We start from the raw sequence: 21,876 nt of genomic DNA on the forward strand, positions 1-21,876 counted from the left end.
GCTCCGAATGGGTCTGGAGATCAGATTCCTTGGTCCGTGGGAGATCACGACGGGTGACCATGTGGTCAAGCTGGCCGGGCAGCGGCGGATCGGGGTGCTGGCCAGGCTCGCCCTGGACGCAGGCCGGCCGGTCCACACCGAGCGCATCCTCGCCGACGTGTGGGCGGACAGTTCGGCGGCGACCGCGGCCAAGCAGCTGCACATCGTGATCTCCAAGCTCCGGGAGACGCTCGCTCCCCACGGCGGGGAGGAGATCATCGAGACCGTGCCCGGCGCCTACCGGCTCACCCTCGACCGTGACCGCGTCGACGCGCACGTGTTCAGCCGGCTGGCTCTGCAGGCGCGTACCGCCCGTTCCCGGAACAGGACGGCGGACGCCGACATGCTGTTCCGCCAGGCGCTCGGGCTGTGGCGGGGGCCGGCGTTGGCCGAGGTGGACGCGCCTTGGGCGCGGCTCGAGGCCGGGCGGCTGGAGGAGGAGCGGCTCGCCGTCCTGGAAGATCACGTCGATGTACGGCTCGCCGCCGGGGACCACCGTGCCGTGGCCGCCGAACTCGCCGGGCACGTCGCGGCACACCCGCTGCGCGAGCGGCCCGCCGCCCAGCTCATGCTCGCCCTGTACCGCGACGCGCGATCGTCCGAGGCGCTGGCCGTCTACCAGGACACCCGCCGGGCCATGGTGGAGGAGCTGGGCATCGACCCCGGCAACGAGCTGCGCCGCCTCCACCAGGCCATCCTCGCCCGCGACCCGGAGCTCGACCTCAGGGTCCCGGCGCAGGAGGTCACGCCGGCCGAGCCGATCGTGCCCGCCGAGCTGCCCGCCGACACCCACGCGTTCACCGCCCGGGCCGCCGAGATCGAGCGGCTGCGTGCCGCCCTCGTCACGGACGGCGGGTCCACGATCACCGTGATCGACGGTCCCGGCGGCATCGGCAAGTCGGCGCTCGCCGTACACGTCGCGCACACCGTCGCCGACCGTTTCACCGACGGCGTCGTCTACGTCAACCTGCACGGATCCACCGCCGGGCTCGCCCCGCTGACGGCCATCGAAGCGCTCCGCCACCTGATGCGCTCGCTGGGCCTCGACGGCACCGCCGTGCCCGCCGACCCCGGTGAGGCCGCCGCCCGCTACCGCTCGCTCACCGCGACCGGCAACCTGCTGGTGATCCTCGACAACGCCCGCGACGCACGTCAGGTCCGCCCGCTCATCCCAGGCGGGGCGGGCTGCCGGGTGCTCATCACCAGCCGCGCCCCGCTGTCCGTCCTGGACAACGCCCACCACCTGCACCTCGGCACCCTCGCCGACGCCGACGCGGCCGCGCTGCTCACCCGCGTCGTCGGCGCCGACCGGGTGCGCGCCGAGCCGGAAGCGGCGGCGGAGATCGTACAGCTCTGCGGCGGCTTCCCGCTCGCCCTCCGCATCTCGGGCGCCCGGCTGGCGGCCCACCCCACCCGGGCGATCTCCGATCTGGCCGTACGGCTCGCCGACGCCACCCGCCGCCTGGACCTGCTGGAGTACGCCGACCTGGCCGTACGCGCCGGTATCGCGGTCAGCCACCAGCACCTGCACGAGGAGCCGGCCGGGCGGGACGCCGCCCACCTCCTGGCCCTGCTCGGCCTGCTCGAACTGCCCACCCACACCCCCGCCGCCACTGCCGCCCTGGCCGGCTGGCCGCAACACCGTACAGAGGCCGCCCTGGAACGCCTCCTGGACGCCCGGCTCCTCGAACCCGCGGGCCACGACCGGTACCAGTTCCATGACCTGGTCCGCCTCTACGCCCGGGAACTGGAACTCACCGCGGAGGAGCGGGCAAGCGCGATCCGCCGCGCTCTGCACCACTATCTGGCGACGGCGAGGCAGGCCGAGGGCATGGTGGGTGCCACCGCCACGAACTTCGACCACGTCCCCGCCGAGCAGCCCGGGGAGGAGATCACCACCCTGGAGGCCGCGAACGAGTGGATCGAGCGCGAACGGTACAACCTGCTGGCCGCGGTCCGCCAGGCGACCGGTGACCTCACCGATCAGACGGCGGCCGCGCTCGCGAACGTCACCCAGTGGCTGTTCGACCGGCGAGGCTGGTTCTCCGAGCTGGTCGAGGTCAGCGAGGAGGCTTTGCGAGGTGCCGCCGAGCTGGCGGACTGGCCCGGCAAGGCGCTCCTGCACCAGGGGCTGGCCTCCGTCCACCACCAGCTCGGACGCTTTCAGGAGGCCCTGGACCACCTGGAGGAGGGGCTGGCCTGCTGGGACCGGGCCGGACTGCCGGACCGGAAGGCGGGGATGTACAACGACCTCGGAACCGTCTACGCCATGATGGGCCGCAACGACGACGCCCTGGCCGCGCTGGAGCACGCGCTCGCGATCGTCGAGCGTACCGGCCGCGTCGACCACGAGTCCTACGTCCGCAACAACCGGGTGCACGTCTACTACCGTCAGGGGAGATTCGAGGAAGCCGTGGAGGAAGCACGGCATGCCGTGGCCATGACGGAGAAACTGGACGACATCGGGGGCCTCGGCATCGTCCATGACACCCTGGGCGACGCCTACCGGGCCGGCGGCATGCTCGTCGAGGCCGTAGCGGAATACCGCCACGCCATCGAGCTCCAACGTGAGGCCGGCTTCACGCTCTACACCGCCGTGTCCAGCTGGTGGCTCGGCCGCACCCTGCACGACCTGGGACGGCCGGAGGAGGCATGGGCTTCCTGGCGGGTGTCGCTCGACCTGCTCCACGAGGCCCGCCTCCTGACCCCTGCCGAGGTGGCCACCTACCTCGCACAGCCCGTCCCGGACACGCCGGAACCCATCAGGAACCAGCTGTGACGCACTCCGGATGCACATCGAGATCCCGGACGGCGGCCACGGCGTGGTCGATCGACCGCGGCCTCTCCGGCGCCACCCGCCGCACCTCACGAGCGGCCGCCACCCCAGCCACCAGACTGGCGTCCGTCATCGAGACCACCTGACCGAACGCTCGCCGATCTGGGCGGCTGGGGACGAGCTCCGGCGAAGGACGCCGGCCAGGCGGTTCGGCGGCGTCCTCAGGACGGATGAAAAAACATGACATAGGACGTCGGGTTTTGGATCGATCATGGGTGCACCGGTCGGCACCGATGTGGGCATGGACCGGGGCCTCACCGATGGACAAGGACCGCAATGCGCGAAACACCAGAGGACCTCAAAGAGCTTCAAGCCCTCCTGGACGCCTCGCTCTCCCGCTCCACCTCGCACCTCCGCTCGATCATCAACACCGAGCGCACACTGACCGCGGAGCAACTCACCCAGGTCCTCACCGGCATGTGCACCCTCGCCCTGTCCACCGTGACGGCGAAGGGCGAGCCGCGGATCAGCGGCGTGGACGGGCACTTCCTGCACGGAAAGTGGCACTTCGGCACGGCGCGCGGCGCAGCCAAGGCCCGCCATCTCGCCGCCCGCCCCGCCGTCAGCGCCGCGCACATGCGCGGGGAGGACCTGGGCGTGTTCACGCACGGCACGGTGGAGATCCTCAACCCCCAGCGCGGCGAACGGGCCGCAGACTGGCCGGACCTGCGCGCCTACGTCAAGGACTTCTACGGCGACGACTTCTTCGACTGGGACAACGACGTGGTCTACTACCGGCTGCAACCGCACTGGATGACCGTCTACGCCCCCGACGCCGACAAGCTCACCTTGTGATGGGCGGCCGCCACGCAGTGGCGTGATCGGTTTGTTCGGCATGGGTGGATGCCTGTCCGCCCATGTTCTGCTGTGTTGCGAGAGGATGGACGAAGGTTGACCGCGTTCGTACGGGACGTTGCGAGCATGGGGTGCGAGGCCATCGAGGTGGTGGGGGCTCGTACCAACAATCTGCGGGACGTGTCGGTGAGCATCCCCAAGGGGCGGCTCATCGCCTTCACCGGAGTGAGCGGCAGCGGCAAGACCTCGCTGGCCATCGACACCCTGCACAACGAGGCCCAGCTGCGGTATCTGGAGGGACTTTCGCCGTTCGTGCGGCAGTACATCACCCAGCGCAATCGGCCGAAGGTCGACCGCATCCTGGGACTCGGCGCGACGCTCGCGGTCGACCAGCGCCGTCTCAACCGCAACCCCCGGTCCACGGTCGCGACCATCACCGGCATCGACGGGCATCTGGGGCTGCTGTACTCGCGCCTTCCCGGGATCGGCGCGGACCCGGCGGCGGAGAGCGGGGACGGGCATCTGACGACCGCTCACTTCGACCGCAACACGCCGGAAGGGAGCTGTGCGGACTGCCACGGGGTGGGCGGGCGCTGGCAGGCGCAGGAGGACCTGGTCATCACCCGTCCGGAGCTTCCGCTCTTCGAAGGGGCCTCGCCCTGGTACGCGAAGTGGCGGTCGGGGGAGCACGCGTTCGTGCCGGCGCTTGCCGAGAAGCGGGGTGTGGACCTCGGCCGGCCGTGGCAGTCGCTGCCTGAGGAGTTCCGTCGCTGTGTGCTGTACGGCACGGGCGAGGAGAAGGTCGAGGCCACCGTCGACGTGTCGAACAAGAAGGAGACGGTTTCGGTGACCTACACCTCGAGCCAGCCGCTGCGGGGGGCGCTCGCCGAGGTGGAGCGGGTGTTCGTGAACGCCCAAACCTCCAGTGCCAAGCAGCGCTACCTGCCGTACATGCGCAAGCAGCCGTGCGGCACCTGCGGCGGCAGCGGGTACGACCAGGTGGCCCGGTCCGTGCGGCTCGGCGGGCTGACCTATCCCGACCTGATCGAGGTGGAAGTACGGGAGGTGCGCGGCTGGGCGAAGCGCGTGGCGGACGACCTGGACGCCCGGCAGCGCGAGGTGGGTGAGCCGCTGCTGCAGGACCTGGGCCGCCGGCTCGGGATCCTCGACCGGCTCGGCCTGGCCCATCTCCAGCTGTCGCGGAGTGCGGCGACGCTGTCCGGGGGCGAGTTGCAGCGAACCCGGCTCGCCGCGCAACTCAGTACCGAGCTGAGCGGCGTCGTCTTCGTCCTGGACGAGCCCGGGACCGGGCTGCATCCGGCGGACAAGGCGCACCTGCTGGACATCGCCCTCGAGCTACGCGAGGCCGGCAACACGGTGCTCCTGGTCGAGCACGACCCTGAACTGATCGCCCGGGCCGACTGGGTGATCGACATGGGGCCCGGTGCGGGCCGCCTCGGCGGTGAGGTCCTGGTGTCGGGGCCGCCCGCCGACGTGGCCGCCCACCCGACGTCGCGGACCGGACGCTATCTGGCCGGTGAGGGGCCGCGGCTGCGCCGGACCCGCCGTCCGGCCGGGGACGACACCGGGTGGCTGGAGTTGCACGGCCTGCGTGCGCACAACGTGACCGCTGACCTGGTGCGTTTCCCCGCCGGTCGGCTCACCTGCCTGACCGGGGTGAGCGGCAGCGGCAAGAGCAGCCTGCTCGACGCGCTCGCGGTGAGTGTGGAGGCCGCCCTGAACGGGACGACGAGCGACACGGTGCGGCAGGTGGTCGGCCTGGAGGGGTTCGACTGGGTCGCCGTCGTCGATCAGGAACCGCTCGGGCGGACGCCTCGGTCCAACCCGGCCACCTACAGCAAGGCGTTCGACATTGTCCGCAGGCTGTTCGCGGGAACCGACGTGGCGCGCGGACGCGGCGTCAACGCCTCCTGGTTCAGCTTCAACACCGCGGGTGGCGGCCGCTGCGAAACCTGCACCGGTTATGGCCGCAAGCTGGTCGACATGCACTTCCTGCCGGATGTGTGGGTGGTCTGCGACGCGTGCGCGGGCCGGCGCTACCAGCCGGAGGCGTTGGAGATCAGGTATCAGGGGTTGGCCATCGATCAGGTGCTGGAGCTGACTGTCGCCGAGGCTGTGGAGCAGCTCTCCGAACCCCGGCAACTCGCGGAAACCCTGGGAGCCTTGAACCAGGTCGGGCTTGGCTATCTCCAGCTCGGCCAGAGCGCCACAGAGTTGTCCGGCGGCGAGGCGCAGCGGCTGAAGCTTGCGTCCGCGATCCAGCGCGGTGCCGCGGGCCGCAAGGCCGGCCTTGTCGTTCTCGACGAACCCGTCTCGGGCCTGCACCCGTCTGACATTCAGCGGGTGGTGGATGCGCTCGACGTGTTGCTCGACTCGGGCAACACCGTCGTCGTGGCCGAACACGATATCCCCCTCGCCGCGTCCGCGGACTGGGTGATCGACCTGGGGCCGGGAGCCGGTCCGGACGGGGGTGCGGTGATCGCGGAGGGCCCCCCGGACGCCGTCGCGACCGCGGACACCCCGACCGCCGGTTTCTTCCGGCGGTACGCGGCGGGCCTGCCGCTGCTGGAAGTGCGAGAAGGCGCGCGCTGCTGAGGGGCGGAGCGCGCCTTGCGTCACGTCCTGCACAGGCGCACCGTGCCCCTGGCGGCTGCCGGCGACGCGGGAGCTTCGGAGCCGGAGGTGCCGCTCTTGGCGCGGCGGGAGAGTCGGTGGCCTGGCCATCGCTAGAGGTCGGTTCGTGGGGGAAGGGAATGGCTCGTGGTCCGGGAGCGAGCCTCGACCATCAGACGGGCCGCGATCAGGGACGTCCATGTCCAGCTCAGGGCCAGCCCTGCCAGGATCAGCCGGAAGTCGGCGGCGGGGAGGGCGGCGAAGTTGAGGACGACGACGATCGGCGCGACCACCAGGCAGAACGCGGCCCAGCCGGGCCGGCCGGCGGCGGCGAAGCGACGGGCGAAGACGGCGTACGTGGCCAGGCCGGCCAGCCCGGCGAGGGCCGGGGCGAGGGAGTGCACGATCCCATGCCAGGTGGGTTGCTCGGACATGCCCGGCGGGAAGCCGTTGATCGGGTCGGCGAGGAACACGCCGCTGACGATCAGGGAGGCGCCGTTCACTCCGATCAGGAGCGGTGCCCAGGTGCCGCCCCGGCCTGGATGCAGCACCCGCCGGGTCGCGACCGCGTAGGCCAGGACCAGCAGTCCGGTGACCACGAAGGTGGCGATCTGGATCCAGCCCAGGTGGCCCAGGCTCAGCGAGCTCAAGGGATGCCGTTGCGGATCGAATCCGGCGCGTGTGAGCGCCTGCGTCAGGACGCTGGCGATGAACAGCGGCCCGGCGACGACTCCGCATGCGAGTAACGCGGCGGTCGACGCTCCGGTCGCGGGTAAGGGCGGGTCGGCGGAGGCATCGGATGTGGTGCGGCGTGTCGATCTCATCGAAATCATGATCGTTTCCCGTTCTTGGTTCGGCTGATGCCGCCCGTACTCAGCGGTCCAGCGCTTCGCCGGTCTCCAGCAGGGTCTTCAGGCCGCTGAGCATCCAGTTCCAGCCGCCGCCGGCGCCCTGGCTCTCCATCTCGCCGGCCAGCAGGGCCGCCGTCAGCGGCGCGCCGCTCAGGTCGTGGGTCACCGTCAGTTTCGTGACGCCGCCCGGGCCTGCTGCGATCTCGTACGTCAGCCGGGTGAAGCCCTCGGCCGCCATCGCCGGGTCCATGAGTACCCGCCAGGTCTGCACCAGCTTGTGCGGCGGGTCGGCCTCGACCACCTCGCCGTCGACGGCCACCTCCGGCGCACCCTGCGCGATCATCCCCTCGTTCGCCAGGCCCCGGTAGGTGCCGCCCGGGCGCAGGTCGTATTCGACGGCGCCGCCGTAGCCGTACTTCCGCGTCCACTCCGGCTTGGTGATCGCATCCCAGATCGCCTGCGGTGTCGCCTTGATGTAGACCTGATAGACCTGAACGGTCTGGGCGGTCGAAGTGGTACCGGTCATGATTCGTCCTTCCAGCTCGGATTTGAGGTCGGTGAGCGCCGATGCCCGGCGTTCGGTGTACTTGTCGATCCACCGGTCGTGGAGCAGCCGGATCGGCACCGGGTTGAGGAAGTGCAGCTTCTCCCGGCCCGACTTGCGGGCGATGATCAGACCCGCCTCCTCGAGGAGGCGCAGGTGCTTCATGACGCCGAATCGGGTCATCTCCACCTCCGACTCGAGTTCGGTGAGCGTACGGCCGTCCCGCTCGAAGAGCCGATCCAGCAAGTGCCGCCGCGTCGGGTCCGCCAGCGCTTTGAAGACCAGATCGTCGTTCACCACACCGGCAATATAGGTGACCAAAAGGTCACATGTAAACCCGTGGAGACGGCGGCACCCGGGGGAGCGGACCGGATCCTGGCGCAACTCCCAACGCGAGCAGCCGGTCCGGGGGAGCGCGCGGTCCAGGTGAGCCGGACGGGCGAGTTGCAGCGCCCGGACGTCGATGACGGCGAGCACCGGATCGCCTGGCGCGTGCACGAGGTGAGGAGTGTGTGGCTATGACAGGTGTTTCTGAGCAAGGAAGATCACCAGAGACGTGACGATGCCCGCCACATACTGCAAGATCCACCCCGTCCTGATCGGCAAGCTCTTGAGCGAGCGGAAATACTGGTAGGTCTTGGTGGCGTCTTCGAAGCCCGGTGCGGCGAGCAGATCACTGTCCGGCCGGGCCGTCTGAGGCAGCATCGGGCCGAGGATGATGGTGTCGACGTGGCGGCGCACGAGCCGGGAAAGTGTCGCGTAAGGCTGCACGGCGACGTAGAGCGCGAGCAGCACCGCCAACACCGGAAAGACGGTCAGAAAAGCAGAGGCAACAGGAGAACGCAGAACGCCGGCCAGGACGGCAGCGGCGACCTCCGAGGCGATCACCCCCAACGCCATCCCTGCTGCCACCAGCGCGTAAAGCCGGCAAGCATCCTTGATGGCCGGTGTGTGGGCAGGATCCAGCCATGACATGGACAGCTCTCGGCAGCGTAGGAGCCGGAAGGGTACCTCGGCCACGGTGAGCAGCCAGTAGAGGACTCCGCCACCAGTGAAGCCCAGCCATCCGACCAGCAAGTACAGGAGCGCGGGATGGGGCGGTATCACTGCGGTGTTCCGCACGCCGGTCAGGAGCACCACCGCTACGATGAGGCCGATCGCGGAAGCGCCGAGTTGCTTCCAGAAGCTGAGCCGGCTGTTGAGCCACGCGGTCATGAGGGCTCGGTCGCCTGCCGAGACGACCATCGTCGACAGCTGATCGGCGAAGGCGACGGCCCGGCGCCACAACCACCAGGCCAACGCCAGCATGGCCATGCAGATTGGCACACCAGTCAGCCCGAAGAGGTTTCTGGTGAGGTCCTGGTAGGCGACCTCGGGCAACCAGAACAGCGCGAGCAGGTTGAGGAGGTACGGCCAGCTTGCCCCCGCAGCAACCGAGATTGCAGCGGTGGCGGCGTTTTCCGGGAAAGGTAAGGCAGTCGCCACCAGCCTGGCGATCACTACAGGCCACGCGCGTTGATAGCCGCGCTCGAGTGCGGTGACGAGGGACGATGGTCGCGGGGTTACCTGTTGACCTGCGGCAGCGATGATCAACTTGCTCAGGAGATCGGTCGTTGGTGGTTGTGCCGCAGGCTGCATCCGCCCACCCCTTGGGACAATGCCAGATTGATCGCGGCAAGCGTAACCTGCGCAATCCATGCTGAGCTCAGCCGCGGGCCTCATCCGCCGCAGCCGAGCAATCCAATGAGGCAACCTTTTCGGACGTGCCTCGACGAGCTGCAAATTCGGGGTTGCCCTAATCATGGCCAGTTTGGACCGAGGTGGGCGACAACCGTGAAACCGCTCGGCAGTGGGGCGGGGGCACACCGTAGTGTCGGGCCGGCCCGCTGGGTGTCGTACAGCGCGATCGCGAGGTTCCGCGGCTTGCATGGGTGGCTGGAGGGGGCTTGGTCCGCTCTCGTTCGTCGATTGATCTACATGTAAAGGCGCTCGTTATATTAAGTTCTACTCGAATCAGCCGTTGCGGGTTGGACGCGGATTGACGACCGGTCGGCGAGCTGACCCGCCGTGAGGGTGCGCCAGTCGCCGCAACGCCGCTTGTCGCCGGCCTGTCCGGACCATCGCGTTCAGGTGTGCACCGGCTGGTAGGCCTCGTACCGCTGTAGCCACTCTGTTCGGACCTGCGGCGGATGCGCGTCTTGTACGCAGAACTCGTTGCCTTCCGGGTCGGCCATCACTACCCAGGTCTGGTTGTTGCCCTGGCCGACATCGACGCGGGTCGCTCCCAGCGCTTCCAGGCGGGCAACCTCTGCGGGCTGGTTCTCGGGTCGCAGGTCGAGATGCAGGCGGTTCTTGCTCGTCTTGGGCTCGGGCACCTTGATGAACAGCAGGTCGGCCACCACGCAGTCTTCGCGACTGCCTTCGGGCGGCTCGACGACCCACTCAGGATCTTCGTCTTTGCTGATCACCCAACCCAGTGCCTCTGCCCAGAACCTGGCCAGTCGTCCGGGATCTTGACAATCGACGATCAAGGCACCGATCCGCAGCCCCATGGCCTCACCGTAGGACACTGCGGCCGCAGCCGTCGACCCGCACGCAGTCCGGCGCTAGAGCACCACCTGCTGCCCCAGAAGAGCGACCAGGCGGCCAACCGCAACAAACGCGGGTTATCGCGGTGGCCGACCGGTCGGTCATGACGAGACTTCTGCAGTCTGCCTTCATCTACGGAGCCCCCCATGGTTCCTCTCTGAAGGTCTGAACGCCCTGCAGGTCCTAGTAGCAGCGGTCCTTCACGTTGATGGCGACGGGGTTGCTCTGGGTCTCCGTCCCGTCCGAGGCAGTCAGCAGCAGGCTGTACACCCCGGCTGGGAGCGGCGCGACCGATATCTGAACGAAGCCGTTCAGCACCGTCGAGCCGGTTTCGGGGTTGGTGTAGTTGGAGCCGGGCGGGATCTGCGAGCCGCCCGCGCTGGTTGAGCCGGGGGCAGGTTCCGCAGTTCGATGCGGACGGTCGTCGACCAGCTTCCGACGACTGCGGCCACGAGGTACGTGTCGCGGTGGGCGCCCGGCTGGACGCATATTTGTTGCTGGGGCTGGAAGTCGAGCAGTTCCCACGTCGCCGCCGAGGCCGGGGTGCTGCCGGCTAGTGCGAGTGCCAGCCCGGCCGTCGCGCCGAGTGCCAGCCTGGCGGCGCGGTGAATCGTTTTCACGTCTGCCTCCTTGGTGCTTGTGCTTCGGACGTGTGCCTGCTCGGCAATTATTGAGGATTAAAGGATCTTTGGGAAGTTTCGGTATTCTTATGAAACTTTCACTTTTACGGAGTGTAATCCTCGCTGAAGCGGTGATCGGCGCCGAATTCCGGCGGATCGGGTGGAGGGGTCGTGCGCCATGCTGACGGAATGAACTCGGTCCGGCACCGGTGGTCATGGCTGGCGAGGATGTGTCGGCATTATTCTTTATGTCCGAATAGCAGGTCTCATTGAATTCTCATGGCAGGCAGGGTCGCGGAAAACGGCTTCGGCGGGTTCGGCGTGGCTGACGATGCCGGGGCCGTCGACTTCGACTGTGAGATCACGAGACCACGCGGCCGGGCCGGATGCCTCGAAGGTGCTCCTCGAACTGCGGTCGTCAAAATGCTTGGTCCCTTGATCTCCCCAGGTCAGGCGGGGACGGGCTGGTCGATCAAGCTGCTGTGATCACTTGCGGCAGGCGGCACACGGTCTGCGCCGCCACGCCGTTAGGATCAGGTCATGGCATTAACGGTGGACGACGTCGACCGGTTCGAGTTGTCGAGGCCCCGTCTGGGGGCCATCGCCTACCGTCTGCTCGGCTCCGCGGACGAGGCGGAGGACGTCGTGCAGGAGACGTTCCTGCGCTGGCAGGCCGCCGACGTCGACCGCGTCGAGGTTCCCGAGGCCTGGCTGACGAAAGTGCTCACCAACCTGTGCCTCAACCAGCTCACCTCCGCGCGGGCGCGCCGCGAGACCTACGTGGGCCAATGGCTTCCCGAGCCGTTGCTCGCCGGGGACCCGATGCTCGGCCCGGCCGACACCGTCGAGCAGCGCGAATCGGTCTCGTACGCAGTCCTCACCCTCATGGAGCGCCTGTCGCCCAACGAACGGGCCGTGTACGTGCTGCGGGAGGCCTTCGACTACCCGCACCGGGAGATCGCCGAGATCCTCGACATCACCGAGGCGGCCAGTCAGCAGATCTTTCACCGTGCCAAGAAGCGTGTGGCGTACGGCAAAGCCCGCGCCGAGATCGACGAGGCCGCCGCCCAGCGGATCGTCGAGGAGTTCCTCGCGGCCGCCACCAGCGGTCAGACCGATGAGCTCGTACGCCTGCTCACCAAGGACGCCATCTCCGTCGGCGACGGCGGAGGGAAGGTGCCGGCCCGTACCAAGGCGTTCGAGGGAGCCGTCGCGGTCGCGAAGTTCGTGTGGGGCATGTTCAAGCCCGCCGAGGCCAAGCGTGCCATCGTCGGCGGCACGCCCGAGATATACGCCTGGACCGCCAATGGCGAACCCGCCGTTGTGGCCGTCGTGGAGGGCCGGGTCGTCGCGATCATGTGCCTGGAGGTCACCGCCGAGGGCATCACCGCCTGCCGTACCCAGGCAAACCCCGACAAGCTCGCACGCGCGACCGAGCAATGGGCGGCGGCCGGCCATGGGGAGCCCCTACTCGTGATGTGACGTGACTCATATCCCGCTCCTGTCAGGAAACGGCGGGCCATCCGGTTCAAGTGGCAAATCCGAACCGGACAGGAGCCTGAAATGAAGCACCGCATCGTCGTTCTCGGAGCCGGATACACCGGAGCCAGCGCCGCCGGCCGCCTCGCCAGGCGGCTGCGCCGCGAGGACGTCGCCATCACCCTCGTCAACGCCGAGCCCGACTTCGTCGAACGCATCCGCAACCACCAGCTGGCGACCGGCCAGGACCTCAAACCCCGGCCGCTCAGCGAGATCTTCGCCGGCACCGGCGTCGAACTGAGGCTCGCGAAGGTCACCCGCGTCGACGTCGACCGCAAGACCGTCGCCCTCACCGGTGCGAACGGTGCCGAAGAACTGGGGTACGACACCCTCGTGTACGCCCTCGGCAGCGGCTGGAACAGCCAGGGCGTACCCGGGACCGCCGAACACGCCCACCAGATCGCCGGCCGTACCGGAGCGCTCCGGCTGCGCGAGCGCCTGGCCGGCCTCGACGCCGGGCAGACCGTGGTGGTGGTGGGTGGCGGCCTCACCGGCGTGGAGGCCTCTACCGAGCTCGCCGAGGCCCGCCCGGACCTCGACGTCGCCCTGGCCGTCAGCGGCGGTCTCGGCGACTGGATCTCGCCCAAGGGCCGCGAGCACCTGCGGAAGGTCTTCGGCAAGCTCGGCATCACCGCGTACGAGCACACCACCGTCAGCGGCGTCGCGGCCGACCACGTCACCACCGCCGACGGCAAGGTCATCCCCGCCGCGGTCACCGTGTGGACCGCCGGTTTCGCGGTCCACCCGATCGCGCAGGCGACCTCCCTGGAGGTCTCCGGCACCGGCCAGATCGTGGTCGACCGGACCATGCGCTCGGTTTCGCACCCCGACGTGTACGCCGTCGGCGACGCGGCCATGGCCATGGGCGCCGGGGACAAGCCGCTACGGATGTCGTGCGCCTCGGGAATCCCCGCCGCCGCGCTGGCCGCCGACGCCATCGCGGCCCGCCTGACCGGCCGGAAGGTCCCGGACAAGACGATCGGCTACTTCAACCAGTGCATCTCGCTGGGCCGCAAGGAGGGCCTGATCCAGTACGTCACGGCCGACGACCGTGCCAGGCAGGGGGTCCTGACCGGCCGGCCGGCCGCCGCGTACAAGGAACTGATCTGCAAGGGTGCCGCGTGGAGCGTCGCCAACCCGACACTGGGGATGCCGACCCGGAAGCACCGCGTCACGCCTGAGCGGACGCTGAGGCAGGACACGGTATGAGCATCGTCGTGGACGGCGTTGCCGGCCCGCGCGGATCGCCGAGTTTCCCGAGGACCGCCACCCACGATGTCGAGATCGGCGGCCAGTTGACCCGGGAGGATCAGGAGGTGATGGCCCGTTGCAGGTGGCGGGCCTCCTGGAGGACGAGGCTGGAGCCCTTGCGCGCCGCCAGCTGCGCGAGCCCGGGGATCTCGGCCCGCGTCCGCGCCAGGACCGCGGCCTGGACGGCGACGCTCAGGAACTCGCCCAGCCCGCCCCGCGCCTTCTCGCCCCCCACCGGCAGGAGAAGCGGGACGGCCGTGGTGAGGACCTGCCACACCTGCGCGTGCGCCCCGGCGGCGATCAGGTCGGCGAGGGCGGCGGTGATCCGTTTGAGCGAGACGGTGCCGGCCCGGACCAGCTGCGCGACAGCCCAGCCGAGATCGGCGGCCGGCAGCTGCCCGCGCACCGCCAGGATGGTGAACGCGTCGACGGCGGTCGCGCGCTGGACGGGTCGTGGGTGGGCCAGGCAGGCAGCGAGGGTGACCGCGCTCGCCCTGCCCACCGGGCCGTCGCCGTGGGCCAGGGCCACGACGGCGTCCACGCGGGAGTCGCTGCCCGTGGCGAGCCAGCGCAGCACCTGGATCATGTACGCGGCCACGAGCTCACGATGAGACGGCATGATCGTCGGCCACCACATCACGTCGCCGGGGTAGGCGGCGTATCCGTTGGCGGGCCGTACCGAGCACAGCTCGCGCAGCCAGTCCGGCACACCGTCGGGCGCCTCCGTCGATGCCCGCACGCCGGAGGTGTGAGCGGGGTTGATGCCGTGGGGATCTCCCATCTCGCACCGTACCTGGGGGTCGGGCAGGCCGCCGTCGCGCAGCCAGCCGGCCAGCCGCCGCCCGGCCCGCGTCGGCAGCTTCTCCGCCCGCACGAGCAGGGACTCCTCCACCTGGCGCGGCAGCCGGAGCAGCGCCTGCTGAAAGTCGGCTTCCAGCGGTTCCGCGTCGCCCAGCCGCTCCATGCGGTCGATCAGCGTCTCGGGATCGAGGTGCCCGGTGGCGGCGGTCGGGGTGGCCAGCAGCAAGGGGATGGTGACGCCCCGCTCGAACAGGTGGATGATCTCCCGCAGGCGGCGCACGACAAGGCGCTGGGGCAGCACGTCGAGGTGGTCGACGGGGTCGGCGCGTTCGGCCAGGGCGGTGGTCAGCCGGCGGCTGTAGTCGGGGAGGACCAGGGCCAGGACGCAGCGTGACAGCAGCACGTAGGTGGTGCGGTCGTTGCTGGCATATGCGTGCGGGAAGGGGTTGTCCGGGTGTCCCCAGGTTCCGCGCCATCGGGGCTCCAGCAGCGCCACGAGCTCCTCGCGGTCACGATGGGCCAGCTCCACCAGAGCGGCGAGGATCCGCTCGTACTGGCCTGGTGCCTCCGGCCAGCGCAGGGCGCCGAGCTCGGCGGCCAGTTCGGCGGCCGACGCCAGGGGCGGCGCGAGCATGGGCGGCCGGGGCGCGGTGAGGTCCGGGACGGCCGCCGGCTCCGGCTGCGTCGCGGCCGGTACGGTGCCGAAGGCGTCGGCCAGGCGCTCGCGTAGCTCGTCGGGCAGGCCTCCGGCCGCCTCCCGGATGGCGTTCCGGGCGTCGTCGTCGGCGTGCGGGGCCAGCTTGACCGCGAGCCGCACCGCGCGGTCCCTCAGGGCCGGTACGCCCGCGTCGAACACGTGCGCCAGCGCGGCCGCCGCGCCGCCGCCCCTGGACGGGGATCCGGTCGCGAGCCACTGCACGGCCGCTGTGACGTGCTTCTTCTCCGGCCGGAACACCAGCGCGCCGATCGCCTCGGCGAACAGTTCGTCGTCCAGGGCCCCGGCGGCCTCGGCCCGGCGCAACTCCTCCAGCGCCAGCTCCACGAACGGCGAGGCCCCCGATGGCAGGAGCCGGACGAAGTCGAGCACCGGGATCTCGGCCACAGTGGTCTCCAGGTGCCGCCACAGCGTCACGAACGGAGCGATCTCGGCAGCCCCGCCGCCGGCCAGGAAACGGCTCGCGCAGCCGTCGACCAGCGTCTTGCGTGGCAGCCGTCCCGCCGCGGCGAGGGCCGCCAGCTCGGCGGTGATGCTCAGGGACGGCCGCGGATCGCGTGCCGGGACGCCCAGCGCCTGGTGCCGGCTCGTCTCCCGCTGCCGGAGCCGGCTGTCCTGCTCGTCGACGGCCAGCGCGGTGGCCACGCCCTGTGCGTGGAACAGGTGGGGGAGCAAGCGGTCCAGCAGGGGATCGTCGTCGAGGAGGGGCCGGCCATCGTTGTCCCGGTGCCGGGCTGTCACCTGCCATGCCCAGCCGGCCACGAACGCGTCGCTCTCCGGCGGCGGCTCGACCCCGGTATCGATCACCAGCGCGGCCGCCAGCTCCCACCCCGGCCCGCCACGCAACCGCCACCAGGTGCCGCCCGCCGGTGGACGCAGCCGCTTCACCAGCCGTACGGCGAGGTCCTGCCGCCACGCCTCCGGGCGGCCTCGCAGCACGGACATGACCAGCGCGGCGTCGGCCTTCTGGTCGCGCACGCGGCGCAGCTCACGCCGGTTCAGCCAGGCCGCCACCTGCGCGGCCCCGCCCATGCAGGCGGCTCCGGCGAGCCGGTAACCGGTCGCCAGCTCGCCGAGCCGCGCCCTGACCTGCCATCGGGGCGCCGTCCAGCCGACTGGCCAGATGGTCGGGCACCTGCCTGGCCACCATGCGCCGCTCGGCGTCGCCGAGGCCGTTCAGGAACTCCGCCAGCCGCTCGTCATCCTGCGCCTCGATGCGCTCGAGGACCTCGTCCCAGGGATTCACGCGGCCGCGCCTTCGATACCGCGCGAACCCGGTCGGGGGGACACCCGTAAAGAAACGATCATGGGCGGCACCCTACTGGCGGGCACCGACAGCGCCGCCGGGTTCGCGAATCGGTTTCGTGTCGAAAACACCATGCGCGGTCGCGCAGGGTGGCGTCGTGGAGGTCCGGCACTCACCGGCCGCCGGCGGCCTCCTCCTCCGGGAGAGTCTCGGCATCGGGATCGTGCGTGGCGTGGGCGCGGGCGGCGGCGATGGTGGCCCGGCCGGAGGGCAGGCGGGACGCGATCGCGATGACGACGATGGCGGCCAGCCCGGCGCCGATGAGCAGGACCTGCACGCTGACCACGTCGGCCAGCGGGCCGAACACGGCCATGCCGACCGGGGTGGCCAGCGCCATCACGATGCCGACGTAGCTGAACACGCGCCCGTGCAGGGCCGGTTCGACGGTTTCCTGGATCAGCGTCATGAACGGCGTCGCGAACGGCGGCACCAGCAGTCCGAAGGCGAACATGAAGCCGTAGAAGACCCACAGGTTGCCGCTCAGCCCGAGCGCCACGGTCACCAGCCCGAAACCGTAGACGGCGACCAGGATCAGTCCTATCGGACTGCGTTTGGCCAGCACGGTGGACATCAGGACGCCGCCGAGCATCATGCCCAGGCTGAAGGCGATCTCCAGCGCCGCCAGCATCCACTCCTCGTTGCCGAAACTGCGCGCGACCAGCAGCGGCGTGACGAACGAGGGGGCCACGGTGAGCAGGAAGATCACCGCGTACACGATGAGCAGCCAGCGCACGATCGGGTGGGTGCGGATGTAGCGCATCCCCTCGGTCAGGTCCTGCCGGTAGGAGGCGCGGGACTCGGTCACCCGCTCCAGGGTCGGTACGGCGACCAGGGCGAGCAGCCCGATCCCGATCACCGCCGTGACCACGTCCAGGAAGAAGACAGGGACGAGTCCGTACGCGGCGAAGATCGCACCGGCGGCCGCGGGGGCGAGCAGGGCCATCGCCGAATGGATGGTCTGGAAGATCCCGTTGACGCGCATGAGGTGCTCGCCCGGCACGATCTGCGGGATCATCGCCTGCACGGCGGGGGTCTGGACGCCGGCTCCCAGCGACCGGACCGCCACGGCCAGCAGGACGATCCACAGGTCGTTCACGCCGTTGGCCATCAGCAGCGCGAGCGCCAGCGTCGCCGCGGCGATGGCGCCGTCGGCGGCCATGACCAGCACCCGGCGGTTCATCCGGTCGGCGAGCACGCCCCCGAAGATCGACACCAGGCCCTGGGGCAGGAACGCGGCCACCGCGTAGAGTGCCACCGCCAGCCCGGAGCGGGTCTGCAGCGTCACCCACCACATCACCGCGTACTGCGCGATCATCGAGCCGAACAGCGACACGGTCTGCCCAGTCAGGAACAGGGCGACGTTACGCCGCCAGCGGGTGGTCGTGGTCATCTGGTCCTTCTCCGCTCGCGCTGGGGCGACGGGGGGCGGGGGGCAGGTGCCGGGCGTTCGTGCGGCGGCATGGCCACCTGCTCCATCAGCTCGGTGACGGGGGCGATCAGGGCCTGTGTGCAGGCGTGCGCGTGGGTGCGGGCGCGCGTGCCGGCCTGCTGGGTCACGAGCGCTCCACTCCGGCTGCGTCATGGGCGATACGAGGCTTTTGGGCCGAACGCACCCTACCTATCAATAGGTAGGGTGCCAAATCAGGGCGCACGTCCGCGATCGGCGCGGCTCGTCGCGCGGGCCGAAGCGGGTCATGGTGACGACGGTGACCTTTCGGCGGCCGCTGCCGTCGGTGCAGTGCTGGCTGGAGCACGCATGGCCTCGTGGGCGGAGCTCAGGCTCCGCCTCAAGGACTGCTCCAGGCGGCCGGCGTCGGCGGCCAGGCGCTCCAGCTCGGGCACCGCGAACGCGTCGGCCCCCGTCTCGGCCACCAGCTCCTCGTAGTGGTGCACGTGGCTCCGCAGTTCCTCGATCTGGTGGTGGGCCAGGTACGCGCGCTCGGCGCCGGCGACGTTGGCCGCGTACCGCTCCAGCGCCTCGACCCGGGCCAGCACCGCTGCCTCGCTGCTGCTCAGCGCCCGCGCCAAGGGTTCGGCCACGACCGCCACGCCGGGCGTGAGCCCCAGCGAGATGACCTCCGTGTGCTGGGCGCGCAGCGCCGACAGCTTGGCCAGCAGGCGGGCGATCTCCCACTCCTGCGCGGGCAGCATCACCGCGTTGCGCACGTCGTCGAGCAGGCCCTCGGCGTTGATCCGGGAGCCGCTCACGGTGGCGATGGCGCGCTGCGCGCGGGCCAGGAGCCGGGCGGCGGGCTCATCGAGGTCGTCGGCGAGCACGTAGCGGCCCTCGTACCAGCGAAGCTGCGCGAAGGCCTGCCGCTCGAACGCGTACTCATCCGCCTCCTCCGTGGACACGTCGTTGCGGCCGAGCCGCAACATCACCAAGGGGAGGCCGAGCAGCGCCAGCAGCAGGACGGCGAGCCCGGGGCTCATGAGGCCGAGGCTCAGCAGCAGCCCGAAGGAGGCCGCCGGGCCGAACGCCGCCAGCATCCAGTAGTGCAGGCCGGAGGATGGCCGCCACAGCTTGGGGGCCCATCCCTGGCGCATCTTGATCAGAACGCGCCGGCTCCTTCTGAGCACCCGCGCGTCCTGCGGCGGTACGCCGGGGTCTACGATCACATCCGCCACGGATTCGGATCCTCCGGGTAGTGAGCAGTTGGGATGTCGACGGGTCTTCCACGATGCCGCGGTGGAGCCGCCAGTTCGTGGAAGCCGCCGTCCGGGGACCGCGTGCCGCCGCCGGCGGCGAACCTGACGCACGTGTCAGGTGATGGCCTGGAGTGCGGCAGGTCAGCTGACGTAGCCGACGCCGGGGTGGGGTTGTCGTCGTGGTGGCGTGCCGCGCCTGTCCGGGCGGTGCTCGAAGTGCCACCACTCGTTGTCGTAGATGCGGTAGAGGTCGTAGCGGGCGCCGTGTTCCTCGAGCCAGCGGGCGCCTTCGTGCGGGCGCACGTCCAGCGCGATGCCCTTGACGTGGTTGGATTCCGCCGGTGGTAGCACGAGCATGCGTGCCGAGGCCGGGGAGCCGGAGCGGCGTACCTCCTCGTCGAACATCCGTTGCTGGACAAGGGGATCGCGGTATCCGGAGGTGAGGCCGATGAGCTGGCCGTGACGCCAGAGCGCCTCGGTGCGCGCCGCGGTGAACGCCGCCCTGGCGCCGTCGGTGAGCCCGGTGAGATCCTCGGCGGGGAAGCGCATCCCCAACGCCCAGCGGCAGGCCACTTCGCGGGCGCGGCCGGGATGGCGGGCGAACGCCACGGGCAGCAGGAGCACGGCGAGCACCAGCGTGACAGCCGCGTACAGCCGGTCACGGGGCCGAGGTGGGATGGTGCGTGGTTCGCTCATGACGAACTACGATTGGCGCCGAATATGCGTGCGTTGTCCGCCGCATGTCACGGTTCATCGACGACGGCCACCGCCGGCGCGACCGTGACACAACCATGACACGGCGCGGACGAGGCGGGGACACGGCCGGCCGACAGTGGATGGGGTTGACCGGGCAGGCGAGTTACGGAGCGTACTGTGATACTCGGGGGCGTGTCGCGAGTGTTGTTGATCGAGGATGACCCGGCTGTGCGGGAGGGCCTTGAGCTGGCCCTGAGCCGGCATGGGCACCGGGTGCGCGCCGTGGAGTCCGGCGAGCAGGGGCTCGACCGGCTGCGCACCGACCTTCCCGACGTCGTCGTGCTCGATCTGATGTTGCCCGGCATGGACGGGTTCGCCGTCTGCCGCCGCATCCGGGCCGCCGGAGAGGTGCCGATCATCATGCTGACCGCCCGCGGCGACGACATGGACGTGGTGGCCGGGCTGGAGGCGGGCGCCGACGACTACGTGGTCAAGCCGGTGCAGCCCAGGGTGCTCGAGGCGCGCATTCGCGCGGTGCTGCGGCGGGTCGGCCGGGACCAGGCGGAGCTGGAGCGGCACGGCGAGCTGACCATCGACCGGGCCGGGCTGGTGGTCGCCAACCGCGGCGTGCCGGTCAGCCTCGCCCCGACCGAGCTGCGCCTGCTGCTCGAGCTCTCCGCCACGCCGGGCCGGGTGCACAGCCGCCAGCAGCTGCTGGAGTCGGTGTGGGAGCACGGGTACTTCGGCGACTCGCGTCTGGTGGACGCGTGCGTGCAGCGGTTGCGCGCCAAGATCGAGGACGACTCGGCGGCGCCCGTCTACGTGCAGACGGTGCGTGGGTTCGGGTACCGCTTCGGGCCGGTGTGAGCCGCCGGTGTCACCTCGGCCGAGCCTGGGGCTGCGTACCCGGCTGTTGTTCGCCTTCGCCCTGCTGTGCGTGGTCACCGCGGCGGCGGTGGCCGGCGGGATCTACGTCCAGGCCCGCACCGCCATCCTGCAGCGGACCCAGGATGCCACGGTCCAGGCGATGAAGAGCCGCGTGCAGGCGCTCTACCCGTTGCGGACCTCGACGCCGGGCCCCGAGGAGCTCGACGACATCGCCGCCGCCGTGCCCGACCAGAACAGCGTGGAGTTCGCGGTCGCCGTCTACCGCGAGATGCACTCGCCGGTCCCCCCGCCGGGGCGCTGGAGGCCGGGCGGGAGGGTGCTGGATCTCACGGTGATCTCACCGGAGCTGCGGCGGGTGGTGGCCGACGGCGGCCTGGCGTGGCAACGCGTGGTGTGGGAGGGCATGCCCTGGCTGATCGTCGGCACGCCGTTGCTGATCGCCGAGCCGGACCACAGGACGCGGGTGTCCGGCATCGAGGTCTACGCCGCACGTAGCCTGCTTTCCGAACAGCGCAGCATCGACGAGCTCGCCGCACGTGCCTGGGCCACCGGCGGGGTGGCCCTGGCGTTCGCGGTCGCCCTGGCGTTGCTGGCCACCCGGAGCGTGCTGCGCCCGGTGCGCGAGCTCGGCCGGGCGGCACGCCTGCTGGGCGAGGGCGAGATGCGGACCAGGATCGCGGTCAGCGGCTCCGACGAGCTGGCCGACGTGGCGCGCACGTTCAACAACACCGCCGCGGAGCTGGAACGGCACGTCAAACAGCTGCGCGAGATGGAGGCCGACGCGCGCCGGTTCGTCGCCGACGTGTCCCACGAGCTGCGCACCCCGCTGGCCGCGCTCACCGCGGTCGCCGACGTCCTGGACGAGGAGGCGGCCCAGCTGCCCGAGCCCGCCGGCAGGGCCGCCAGGCTGGTCAGCCAGGAGACGCTCAACCTCACCGCTCTGGTGAACGACCTCATCGAGATCAGCAGGTTCGACTCCGGCGTCGCGGCCCTCGCGCTGAACGAGATCGACGTGGCCGAGCTGGTGCGCGCGACCCTGCGTACCCGGGGCTGGTCAGAGCGGGTGGACACCGAGCTGCCACCTGGGGTGACGGCCCGGCTGGACCCGCGCCGCGTGGACGTC

At 70.4% G+C, this 21,876-nt stretch carries 17 protein-coding genes and 1 pseudogene; 7 read left to right on the top strand and 11 right to left on the bottom strand.

Annotated elements, in window-relative coordinates; genetic code table 11:
• The first annotated feature begins 7 nt into the window (after nt 1–7).
• The 3 genes from ACTWPW_RS51175 (at nt 8) to ACTWPW_RS51185 (ending at nt 6,286) form a co-directional block, all read left to right on the top strand.
• Complete coding sequence (locus tag ACTWPW_RS51175) at nt 8–2,818, top strand: BTAD domain-containing putative transcriptional regulator (RefSeq protein WP_443173169.1); 2,811 nt, start codon at nt 8–10, stop codon at nt 2,816–2,818.
• Between the two features lie 333 nt (nt 2,819–3,151).
• A complete protein-coding gene (locus tag ACTWPW_RS51180; protein WP_375112555.1) occupies nt 3,152–3,670 on the top strand; it encodes a pyridoxamine 5'-phosphate oxidase family protein in 519 nt (172 codons plus the stop codon).
• A 96-nt stretch (nt 3,671–3,766) separates the two neighbouring features.
• The gene (locus ACTWPW_RS51185) at nt 3,767–6,286 is read left to right on the top strand and encodes an excinuclease ABC subunit UvrA (protein ID WP_443173170.1); all 2,520 of its coding nucleotides are present in this window, start codon (nt 3,767–3,769) and stop codon (nt 6,284–6,286) included.
• 131 nt (nt 6,287–6,417) lie between these two features.
• Here ACTWPW_RS51185 and ACTWPW_RS51190 read toward each other — a convergent pair whose 3' ends face one another.
• The 5 genes and pseudogenes from ACTWPW_RS51190 to ACTWPW_RS51210 form a co-directional block, all read right to left on the bottom strand.
• Entirely contained in the window at nt 6,418–7,128 is a 711-nt protein-coding gene (locus ACTWPW_RS51190; protein WP_443173171.1) for a DUF998 domain-containing protein, read from the bottom strand.
• Nucleotides 7,129–7,177: 49 nt separating this feature from the next.
• The gene (locus ACTWPW_RS51195; protein ID WP_443173172.1) at nt 7,178–7,999 is read right to left on the bottom strand and encodes an ArsR/SmtB family transcription factor; all 822 of its coding nucleotides are present in this window, start codon (nt 7,997–7,999) and stop codon (nt 7,178–7,180) included.
• 216 nt (nt 8,000–8,215) lie between these two features.
• Nucleotides 8,216–9,337: a hypothetical protein gene (locus ACTWPW_RS51200; protein WP_443173173.1), complete on the bottom strand. Its 1,122-nt coding sequence runs from the start codon at nt 9,335–9,337 to the stop codon at nt 8,216–8,218.
• 488 nt (nt 9,338–9,825) lie between these two features.
• A complete protein-coding gene (locus tag ACTWPW_RS51205) occupies nt 9,826–10,251 on the bottom strand; it encodes a VOC family protein (protein WP_443173174.1) in 426 nt (141 codons plus the stop codon).
• A gap of 220 nt (nt 10,252–10,471) precedes the next feature.
• Nucleotides 10,472–10,908, bottom strand: a pseudogene (locus tag ACTWPW_RS51210) (DUF5980 family protein).
• Between the two features lie 540 nt (nt 10,909–11,448).
• On the opposite strand from ACTWPW_RS51210, the gene ACTWPW_RS51215 reads away from it, so the two are divergent.
• Both ACTWPW_RS51215 and ACTWPW_RS51220 read left to right on the top strand, forming a co-directional pair.
• Nucleotides 11,449–12,390 (top strand): RNA polymerase sigma-70 factor, encoded by a 942-nt coding sequence (locus ACTWPW_RS51215; RefSeq protein WP_375112548.1) that lies wholly within the window; start codon nt 11,449–11,451, stop codon nt 12,388–12,390.
• An 81-nt stretch (nt 12,391–12,471) separates the two neighbouring features.
• Nucleotides 12,472–13,656, top strand: coding sequence for an NAD(P)/FAD-dependent oxidoreductase (locus ACTWPW_RS51220; protein ID WP_443173175.1), 1,185 nt, complete (start codon nt 12,472–12,474; stop codon nt 13,654–13,656).
• A 100-nt stretch (nt 13,657–13,756) separates the two neighbouring features.
• Here the strand turns inward: ACTWPW_RS51220 and ACTWPW_RS51225 are convergent, their stop codons facing one another.
• From ACTWPW_RS51225 to vanY-N, 6 genes are all read right to left on the bottom strand, one after another.
• Nucleotides 13,757–16,246, bottom strand: a complete 2,490-nt coding sequence (locus tag ACTWPW_RS51225; protein ID WP_443173176.1) for a DUF7825 domain-containing protein — start codon at nt 16,244–16,246, stop codon at nt 13,757–13,759.
• Nucleotides 16,203–16,460, bottom strand: coding sequence for a hypothetical protein (locus ACTWPW_RS51230; RefSeq protein WP_443173177.1), 258 nt, complete (start codon nt 16,458–16,460; stop codon nt 16,203–16,205). Before ACTWPW_RS51230 ends, ACTWPW_RS51225 begins: the two co-directional genes overlap by 44 nt.
• A 172-nt stretch (nt 16,461–16,632) precedes the next feature.
• The gene (locus ACTWPW_RS51235; protein WP_375112545.1) at nt 16,633–17,910 is read right to left on the bottom strand and encodes an MFS transporter; all 1,278 of its coding nucleotides are present in this window, start codon (nt 17,908–17,910) and stop codon (nt 16,633–16,635) included.
• Nucleotides 17,907–18,077: a hypothetical protein gene (locus tag ACTWPW_RS51240; protein ID WP_443173178.1), complete on the bottom strand. Its 171-nt coding sequence runs from the start codon at nt 18,075–18,077 to the stop codon at nt 17,907–17,909. Before ACTWPW_RS51240 ends, ACTWPW_RS51235 begins: the two co-directional genes overlap by 4 nt.
• 135 nt (nt 18,078–18,212) lie before the next feature.
• A complete protein-coding gene (locus ACTWPW_RS51245) occupies nt 18,213–19,148 on the bottom strand; it encodes a hypothetical protein (RefSeq protein WP_443173179.1) in 936 nt (311 codons plus the stop codon).
• Nucleotides 19,149–19,310: 162 nt separating this feature from the next.
• The gene (gene vanY-N / locus ACTWPW_RS51250) at nt 19,311–19,865 is read right to left on the bottom strand and encodes a D,D-peptidase/D,D-carboxypeptidase VanY-N (protein WP_375112543.1); all 555 of its coding nucleotides are present in this window, start codon (nt 19,863–19,865) and stop codon (nt 19,311–19,313) included.
• A 192-nt stretch (nt 19,866–20,057) separates the two neighbouring features.
• Here vanY-N and ACTWPW_RS51255 point away from each other — a divergent pair, with 192 nt between their 5' ends.
• On the top strand, nt 20,058–20,732 hold the full coding sequence (locus ACTWPW_RS51255; protein WP_364131137.1) for a response regulator transcription factor: 675 nt from the start codon (nt 20,058–20,060) through the stop codon (nt 20,730–20,732).
• A 7-nt stretch (nt 20,733–20,739) separates the two neighbouring features.
• The coding region (locus ACTWPW_RS51260) for a histidine kinase dimerization/phospho-acceptor domain-containing protein (RefSeq protein WP_443173180.1) at nt 20,740–21,876 on the top strand (1,137 nt) is incomplete at its 3' end.

This window comes from Nonomuraea sp. KM90 (assembly GCF_052246675.1).
In the GTDB taxonomy this organism is placed as follows: Bacteria; Actinomycetota; Actinomycetes; order Streptosporangiales; family Streptosporangiaceae; genus Nonomuraea.

Coding starts and splice junctions, on each gene's coding strand:
- ACTWPW_RS51175 (WP_443173169.1), top strand. CDS start 8: ATGGGTCTGGAGATCAGATTCCTTGGTCCGTGGGAGATCACGACGGGT.
- ACTWPW_RS51180 (WP_375112555.1), top strand. CDS start 3,152: ATGCGCGAAACACCAGAGGACCTCAAAGAGCTTCAAGCCCTCCTGGAC.
- ACTWPW_RS51190 (WP_443173171.1), bottom strand. CDS start 7,128: ATGAGATCGACACGCCGCACCACATCCGATGCCTCCGCCGACCCGCCC.
- ACTWPW_RS51200 (WP_443173173.1), bottom strand. CDS start 9,337: ATGCAGCCTGCGGCACAACCACCAACGACCGATCTCCTGAGCAAGTTG.
- ACTWPW_RS51205 (WP_443173174.1), bottom strand. CDS start 10,251: ATGGGGCTGCGGATCGGTGCCTTGATCGTCGATTGTCAAGATCCCGGA.
- ACTWPW_RS51215 (WP_375112548.1), top strand. CDS start 11,449: ATGGCATTAACGGTGGACGACGTCGACCGGTTCGAGTTGTCGAGGCCC.
- ACTWPW_RS51220 (WP_443173175.1), top strand. CDS start 12,472: ATGAAGCACCGCATCGTCGTTCTCGGAGCCGGATACACCGGAGCCAGC.
- ACTWPW_RS51225 (WP_443173176.1), bottom strand. CDS start 16,246: ATGGGCGGGGCCGCGCAGGTGGCGGCCTGGCTGAACCGGCGTGAGCTG.
- ACTWPW_RS51235 (WP_375112545.1), bottom strand. CDS start 17,910: ATGACCACGACCACCCGCTGGCGGCGTAACGTCGCCCTGTTCCTGACT.
- vanY-N (WP_375112543.1), bottom strand. CDS start 19,865: ATGAGCGAACCACGCACCATCCCACCTCGGCCCCGTGACCGGCTGTAC.